We start from the raw sequence: 7,261 nt of genomic DNA on the forward strand, positions 1-7,261 counted from the left end.
GGGGGAGTGCCGGTGGAGGTGGCGCCCAGCAGGGTCTTGGCGAGCACCGAGAGCAGGCCCATCGTCATGAAGACCGGTTGCAGTGTGGCCTGGAAGGGGCGCTGTTCCCACCGGGCCAGACGCGAGTAGACCACCATCACCACCGAGCCCAGCAGACCAGCACGCCGGCCCGTCGCCAGTCGACGTCACGCCGCACCGCCAGCATGATGAGGAAGCCCGAGACGGTGGTGGTGGCATTGGTGACCAGCACGCCTTGGGCCGAGCCCAGCAAGAGCGCCAGCACCGGCGCGCAGACCAACCCCACGCCCGTGCCGGACAGTCGTTGCAGGACGGTGCCCACCAGGATGGCGCAGGCGGCCACGAGCCAGACGGTCATGGACCCATCGTGACAGGACGGGGGGAGACCAGTGGGGCGCTCGCCGGGAATGGTTGAAGGCCCCGGTCTGGTGACCGGGGCCTTCAACTTCGTGGGGTGAGTAACGGGACTTGAACCCGCGACCACCTGGACCACAACCAGGTGCTCTACCAACTGAGCGATCCCCACCATGAGGTTGGAACCGGAGCTCCGAACTGCTGGATCAGCCTAGCGTCAAATGATGCCAGTGTGAAATCGGGATGTCTCAGGCCGTCAGATCGGCGGGACGGGCACCGGTCAGGATGCCCTGGTGCTTGCGCGCGATCGCCTTCGCCTCACTGGTCGAGGGGCCCGGCGCGGGAACGAAGACGGCCTCGCGGTAGTAGCGCAGCTCCTCGATGGACTCCTGGATGTCGGCCAGCGCGCGGTGGTTCCCGCTTTTGGCAGGCGACTGGTAGTAGGCGCGGGGGAACCAGCGACGGCTCAGTTCCTTGATGCTGGAGACATCCACGTTGCGGTAGTGCACCCAGCCCTCCAGCTCGGCCATGTCGCGGGCCAGGAAGGCGCGGTCGGTGCCTATGGTGTTGCCGGCCAGCGGGGCCTTTCGCGCAGCCGGCGCGTGGGTGCGCACATAGTCGAGCACCTGCTTCTCGGCCTCGGCCATCGTGGTGCCCGAGGCAAGTTCGTCGAGCAGCCCCGACTTGGTGTGCATCTCCCGCACGAAGTCGCCCATCTGGGCCAGCGCCTCGTCGGAGGGTTTGATCAGGACGTCAACGCCTTCGCCCTGCACGTTGAGCTCGGAGTCGGTCACCAGGGCCGCCACCTCGATCAGCGCATCATTGGCCAAGTCGAGCCCGGTCATCTCACAATCGATCCACACCATCATGTCGTTCACCCGTCCACCCTACGCTGCCCTCCGCGCCGGGCCGCTAGCATGGACCCGGCCAGCCCCAGTAGCTCAGCGGATAGAGCAGCAGCCTTCTAATCTGTCGGTCGCAGGTTCGATTCCTGCCTGGGGCGCCATTTGACCGCCGTACAGGATGGATGCATGGAGCAGATCGCGCGAACCGCCTGGACCCTGGGTGGACAGCTGGCCCCCGACGCCCAGGTGGCTCCCGAGCGGCGTGCCCGGGCCCTGTCCGGCCTGCCCGCCCGCCCGGGGCCCCGCCGGCACTGGCTGCGACGGCTCGCCACGAGCTGGCTCACCTGGTTCAGCCTGGCCTTGTTCGTCGCCTACGGTGCCGGACTGTGGTCGGTCTGGCGGATGCTCTCGGCCGACCAGGTGACCCCCGAGGGCACCATCCCCGGCCTGGACTGGCCCACCATCAAGCAGTGCGCCCGCTACGCCGCACCCACCGCACTGGTCTGGTCGCTGGCCTTCATCCTGCTCGACCGGCTGCGGCCGCTGCGGCCGCTGTGGTGGCTGCTGGCCTTCGGCTGGGGCTCGTGCATGTCCATCTGGTTCAGCATCCACGTCAACTCGTGGGTCTCCACCCTGCTCAACGTCTCCGCGAGCCCCGGCGACCCGGCCGCCCAAGCCAGGCCCGCCGTCTTCGCCGCCCCCTTTGTCGAGGAGGCATCCAAGGCCACGATCATCTTCCTGGTGGCGGTCCTGGTGCGCTACCGGGTCGTCTCGGTGCTTCAGTCCGTCTGCCTCGCGGGACTGGCGGCGGTGGGCTTCGCCTTCACCGAGAACATCGTCTACTACGCCCGCGCCATGGTCTACGGCTCGGTCACCATCGGCACCGGCGACGTCGAGGAGGCCGTGCAGCAACTGGTCTTCCTGCGTGGCGTGATCACCAGCTACGGCCACCCGCTGTTCACCATGTTCACCGGCATCGGCATGGTGCTGGGGCTGCGCACCCGCAGCAAGCTGGTGCGCGTGCTGGCACCCCTGACCGGCTTCGTGCTGGCCGCCCTGGGGCACATGTTCTTCAACGGCATGAGCTCACTCAGCCAGGACTCGATGACCTCGCTGGTGATCCGCTTCGTCCTCGTGGTCGGCTTCATGCTGCTCTTCCTGCTGCGCCAGCTGTTCAAGGAGCTCAAGCGGATCCGCACCCGCCTGGAGGACTACCAGCGCCTCGGCTGGCTGGCCCCCGGGCTGGCCGAGACCTATGGCAGCGCCCGCTCCCGCAGCTGGCTGCTGGTCGTCGCGGCCCGCCGCGGCTGGCGCTGCCTGCGCGACACCCTGTCCATGATGCGCGCCGCCACTGAGCTGGCCTATCTGCGCGATGCGATGGTGCGGGGGATCGTCGATGCCGCCGGCCAGGAGCGCGAGGCCGAGCTGCTCACCCAGATCGCAGCACTGCGGCCCGTCGCCCTGCACCAGGCCAATGGCCTGCGCCTCGACCTGCCCTGGCACCGCCTCGCCGTCTGGCGCCGTCGCCGGGCCAGGCAACTTGGCGCCCACGGGTGAGCCCACGCAGGGGAAACCCTCAACCACCGGGGAGCCTGACCCTCCACTTCATGCCAAGGTGGTGCAGTGATCTGCGGGGCACGCCCTGCATCCAGCCGAAAGGAAACCGGTGAGCAGTCAACTCCTGGCCCAGTCCCTGACCGAGCTGCGCGAGTCCCTCGCGCCCGTCAGGCTTCCCCTCGCTCTTCCCCAGGCCATCGAGCAGGCCCGGGCCGCCCGGGAGATGTCGACCCAGCTCGACGACTACGTGCTGCCCCGCCTGGCCACCATCGAGGCCCCGCTGCTGGCCGTGGTCGGCGGCTCCACCGGCGCAGGCAAGTCGACGCTGGTCAACTCGCTGGTCGGACGAGTCGTCACCACCCCCGGCGTGATCCGCCCCACCACCAAGTCCCCAGTGCTGATCTGCCACCCCGACGACGTGCGCTGGTTCGCCGACGAGCGGATCCTGCCCGGCCTGGTGCGTTCGCGCGCCAGCTCCCAGGACTCCAACAGCCTGCAGGTGGTCGACGAGCCCACCATTCCCCGCGGCCTGGCCATCCTGGACGCCCCCGACGTCGACTCCGTCGTCGAGCAGAACCGCCAGCTGGCCGCCCAGCTGCTGCAGGCCGCCGACCTGTGGGTCTTCGTGACCTCCGCCGCCCGCTATGCCGACGCCGTCCCGTGGGACTTCCTGAAGCAGGCCGTCGACCGCAGCGCCGCCGTGGCCGTCGTGCTGGACCGCATCCCGCCAGCCGCCATGAACCAGGTGCCGCCGCACCTGGGCCGGCTGATGACCGAGCGTGGACTGGCCGACTCGCCCCTGTTCGCCGTCCCCGAGACCGAGACGACCAGCGAGGGCCTGCTGCCCGACGCCGCCGTCTCCCCGATCCGCACCTGGCTGGCCACGCTGGCCGCCGACCAGGCCAGCCGCCAGCGCGTGGTCATGCAGACCCTGGACGGCGCCATCGGCTCGCTGCTCACCCGGGCCCCGGCCGTCGCCGATGCCATCGATGCCCAGGCCGACGCGCTGGAGAGCCTGCGCAGTGACGCCGCCGCGAGTTATGCCGAGGCCGTGCGTGCTGTGAGCGTGCAGTCGGCCGACGGCACCCTGCTGCGCGGCGAGGTGATGGCCCGCTGGCAGGAGTTCGTCGGCACCGGCGAGTTCATGAAGACCGTCGAGCACCGCATCTCGTGGCTGCGCGACCGGGCCGTCAGCGCCTTCAAGGGCACGCCCCCTGAGGCGGACAACGTGAAGGTGGCCGTCGAGTCCGGCCTGGAGGCCCTGGTGCTGGAGCAGGGCGAGGCCGCCGCCGAACGCGCCGAGGCTGCCTGGCGCGCCACCCCCTTCGGTCGCGACGTGCTGCGCGCCAACACCGGCGTGGACCTCGCGCGCACCTCGCCCGGCTTCCAGGCCGAGGTCTCGCGCGCCATCCGCGAATGGCAGGGCGACGTGATGGAGCTGGTACAGGAGGTGGGCATGGGCAAGCGCACCCAGGCCCGTTACCTGGCGCTGGGTGTCAACGGCGTCTCGGTGGCGCTGATGGTCTACGTCTTCGCCCACACCGCCGGCCTGTCCGGCGCCGAGGTCGGCATCGCCGGCGGATCGGCCGTGCTGTCGCAGAAGCTGCTGGAGGCCGTCTTCGGTGACGATGCGGTGCGCCGCCTCGCCGAGCAGGCCAAGCAGCACCTGGATGCCCGCATCGAAGGCGTGATGGCCCAGGAGATGCAGCGTTTCGACGACGCGCTGCGCGGCATGGTCTCCGACCGTGACCAGGCCGTGCGCATCCGCGAGGCCGTCGAGGCGGTCACCTTCGCCCGCCACCAGGACGAGGACGTGATGGCCGTCGACGCAGCCCTGCAGCCGCAGGAGATTGCCGCGGCCGGCAGCGACCAGACCGTCGACCGCTCCGACGACGCCGAGCGTGAGGTCGGCCACCAGGAGCGACCCGAGCTGGAGGCGCCGCGCGCCGACCGCAACCCGATCCAGATCAACACCGTCACTGGTCTCGATGATGCCGAGGTCGTCGAGGCCGAGATCGTCACCGACCGACAGGACCTGCGCTGATGGCACGCCGCAATCCCGACCGCTCCACCGTCGCCACTCGGGTGGTGGCCCTGTCCGAGACCGTCGAGCTGTCCGACGGCCGCATCGAGCCCGAGCTGCTGGAACGGGCCCGCAGCATCGTCGGTCACACCGACCAGCGGATGGCCTTCAGCGGTGACCTCACCGTCGTCGCGCTGGCTGGCGCCACCGGCTCGGGCAAGTCGTCCACCTTCAACGCCCTGTCGGGCACCCAGCTGGCCGTCCCCGGCGTCACCCGCCCCACCACCAGCAAGGCGATGGCCGCCTGCTGGGGCCGCGAGGTGCCCAATGACCTGCTCGACTGGCTGCAGGTGCCCACCCGGCATGTCGTCAGCGGGGGAGACCCCGCCCTCGACGGGCTGGTCCTGCTCGACCTGCCCGACCACGACTCCACCGAGCGCGCCCACCGCGACGAGGTGGACCGCCTGGTGCAGCTGGTCGACATGTTCATCTGGGTGGTCGACCCGCAGAAGTATGCCGACGCCGCCCTGCACGACCGCTACCTCAAGCCGATGGCCGACCACGCCGACGTGATGCTCGTCGTGCTCAACCAGGCCGACCGCCTGCCGGCCGGCCAGCTCGAACCGACCATGCGCGACCTGCGCAATCTGCTGGACTCCGAGGGCCTGGGCAAGGCGCGCATCGCCGCGATCAGCGCCACCACGGGGATGGGCGTCGACGAGCTGCGCGCCCAGCTCAAGAAGGCCGTCCAGGACAAGCAGATGGCCGCCAAGCGGCTGGAGGCCGACGTCATCCTTGTGGCCCGCGAGCTGCAGGTAGAAATAGGTCATGCCGAGCCGACCGAGATCGGCAAGTCCCGCGAGTCCCAGCTGAACAAGGCCCTGGGCGAGGCCGCGGGTGTGGGTGTGGTGAGCGAGGCGGTGCTGAAGGCCACCCGCCACCGTGGCACCCTGGCCACCGGCTGGCCGGCGATCAGCTGGGTGAAGCGTCTTCGTCCCGACCCGCTCAAGCGCCTGCACCTGGATGCCATCAGCAGTCGCACCGGCAAGGCCGGCAAGTCCGACTCGCTGGAGCCCGTGCGCGTGCAGCGCACCGGTATCAACAGCGGGCAGCGCGGCTTCAACGGCGTCCAGCAGGCCCGCGTCGACTCGGCGGTGCGCTCGCTGGCCGACGAGGCCTCCGCCGGGTTGCCGCGCGGCTGGCAGGACGCAGTGCGCCGTGCCTCGCGCCGTGACGAGGACAAGCTGGCCGACGAGCTCGACCAGGCCGTGGCCACCACCGACCTGGCGATGGACCGTGGCAGGGGCTGGTGGAAGATCTTCCAGGTGCTGCAGTGGATCCTGATCACCGCCGTGGTGATCGGCGCCGGCTGGCTGGCGCTGCGGATGGCGCTGATGTACTTCGGCTTCCCGCCGCTCTCGCTCGGCCCGACCTATCGCGGTTTCGCCACGCCCACGCTGATGGTGATCGGCGGCGTCGCGGCAGGCCTGCTGCTGGCCGCCATCAGCCGGGTGCTGGTGGAGTTCGCCGCCAAGCGCAAGGCCGAGCGCGCCACCCGCGTGCTGGAGAAGGCAATCGGCGAGGTCTCCCGGCAGCGGATCATCGACCCGGTCAACAGCGAGCTGCGCCGTTACGAGCAGGCGCGGGACCAGGTGGCGCGGGCTCTCTGACTCACCGGCCCGGCACCCGGAAGACGGTGGCCAGGAAGTGCACGCTGACCTCGAGTTCGTTGAGGCCGGCGAGACGCTCTTGGCCCTCGCGCGGGGTGTTCCACCGGTAGGGCGTCATGCCCCAGACCTCGTGCAACTCTTGGGCACTGGCCAGGTGGACGGTGTCGGTGAACCGGCGCCGCTCCACCACCTCCAGCTCCTCGGTGAGCCGCACCAGCTCGTCGTGGGGGCGGTAGTGCGGGTACAGCACCTGGCGCAGCTCGGCCAGGTGTGAGTCGCCGGGGGAGACCACCAGGATCCGTGACCCGGGCCGGGTGACGCGGGCGAACTCGGCCTCGTGCAGCGGCGCCATGATGCTGGCCAGCAGGTCGACTTTGCCGTCGAGCACCGGCATGTCGATCACCGAGGCGACGGCCGTCAGCACCGACGGGGCGCGTCGGGCGGCCAGCTGCATCGCGGGACGGGAGATGTCGAAGGCCATCGTGGGTGCCTCACCGGTCTCCAGCGCATCGGCCATGGCCGCGGTGAAGGTCCCCTCGCCGCAGCCGACGTCGAGCAGTGACGCGACGGGCTCGTCGGCGTGCAGGTCGGTGACCAGCTGCCGCACGCCGTCGGCCAGGACCCGGTAGTGCCCGCGGTCGAGGAAGCGGCGGCGGTCGGCCACCATCTCCCTGTCGTCGCCGATCACCTCCTTGCGCGCCTTGCCGGGGCGCAGCAGGTTGGTGAAACCCTGCTTGGCGCGGTCGAAGCGGTGACCCCGTTCGCAGACCAGCTCCCGGGCCTCGACCGCCAGC

The 7,261-nt window shown here is 70.3% G+C and carries 6 protein-coding genes and 2 tRNA genes; 4 read left to right on the top strand and 4 right to left on the bottom strand.

Going from position 1 to position 7,261, the window contains the following annotated elements; all coding sequences use genetic code 11:
- Nucleotides 1–136: 136 nt before the first annotated feature.
- The 3 genes from ACHFFZ_RS16835 to orn all read right to left on the bottom strand — a co-directional run bounded on the left by ACHFFZ_RS16835 (nt 137) and on the right by orn (nt 1,241).
- Complete coding sequence (locus ACHFFZ_RS16835) at nt 137–376, bottom strand: hypothetical protein (protein ID WP_394277745.1); 240 nt, start codon at nt 374–376, stop codon at nt 137–139.
- Nucleotides 377–468: 92 nt separating this feature from the next.
- Nucleotides 469–544, bottom strand: a tRNA-His gene (locus ACHFFZ_RS16840).
- Between the two features lie 76 nt (nt 545–620).
- A complete protein-coding gene (orn, locus tag ACHFFZ_RS16845; protein WP_394277750.1) occupies nt 621–1,241 on the bottom strand; it encodes an oligoribonuclease in 621 nt (206 codons plus the stop codon).
- Between the two features lie 61 nt (nt 1,242–1,302).
- Here orn and ACHFFZ_RS16850 point away from each other — a divergent pair.
- From ACHFFZ_RS16850 to ACHFFZ_RS16865, 4 genes are all read left to right on the top strand, one after another.
- Nucleotides 1,303–1,378 (top strand) — tRNA-Arg (locus ACHFFZ_RS16850).
- A gap of 25 nt (nt 1,379–1,403) precedes the next feature.
- Nucleotides 1,404–2,774 (top strand): PrsW family intramembrane metalloprotease, encoded by a 1,371-nt coding sequence (locus ACHFFZ_RS16855; protein WP_394277746.1) that lies wholly within the window; start codon nt 1,404–1,406, stop codon nt 2,772–2,774.
- 109 nt (nt 2,775–2,883) lie between these two features.
- On the top strand, nt 2,884–4,818 hold the full coding sequence (locus ACHFFZ_RS16860) for an ABC transporter (RefSeq protein ID WP_394277747.1): 1,935 nt from the start codon (nt 2,884–2,886) through the stop codon (nt 4,816–4,818).
- Nucleotides 4,818–6,467: a YfjP family GTPase gene (locus tag ACHFFZ_RS16865; RefSeq protein WP_394277748.1), complete on the top strand. Its 1,650-nt coding sequence runs from the start codon at nt 4,818–4,820 to the stop codon at nt 6,465–6,467. Before ACHFFZ_RS16860 ends, ACHFFZ_RS16865 begins: the two co-directional genes overlap by 1 nt.
- Before the next feature lies 1 nt (nt 6,468).
- Here ACHFFZ_RS16865 and ACHFFZ_RS16870 read toward each other — a convergent pair.
- Nucleotides 6,469–7,261: methyltransferase domain-containing protein (locus ACHFFZ_RS16870; RefSeq protein WP_394277749.1), on the bottom strand; the 793-nt coding region annotated here is incomplete at its 5' end.

Source organism: Luteococcus sp. (assembly GCF_043424415.1).
In the GTDB taxonomy this organism is placed as follows: Bacteria; Actinomycetota; Actinomycetes; order Propionibacteriales; family Propionibacteriaceae; genus Luteococcus.